1 protein-coding gene is annotated in these 354 nt (G+C 69.5%); it reads left to right on the top strand.

The genetic code is table 11. The annotated features are described in order from the left end of the window. Positions 1 to 354, top strand: a 354-nt coding sequence (locus F6Q13_RS09285; protein WP_293055376.1) for a DUF222 domain-containing protein, incomplete at both ends; no start/stop codon positions are given.

Genomic DNA, 354 nt, shown 5'->3' with positions numbered 1-354 from the left:
CAACTGGCCCCGCGGTTGACGCTCACCGGCGAGACTCTGCCGCCGCAACTGCCCGCCACCGCCGAGGCCTGGCGCCACGGGCAACTCGACGAGCAACACCTGCGGGTGATCCAGACCTTCATTCGCGAACTCCCCGAGGCCGTCGGCGCCGACACCGTCGCACACGCCGAACGCTTCCTGGCCGAGCAAGCCGCCCAATTGCGGCCCGAGCAGTTGGAAAAGGTGGCCAACCGCTGCGCCATCACGATCAACCCCGACGGCACATTCTCCGATGCCGACCGGGCCCGCCAGCGGGGCTTTCGCTGGAGTCCGCCACGCCGCGACGGGAGGAGCATAGGCAAACTGACCGCCACC

This window comes from Mycobacterium sp. (assembly GCF_008709575.1).
Lineage (GTDB): Bacteria > Actinomycetota > Actinomycetes > Mycobacteriales > Mycobacteriaceae > Mycobacterium.
Note: the sequence above shows the minus strand (reverse complement) of the source record. Positions and strands in the feature narration are given on the sequence as shown.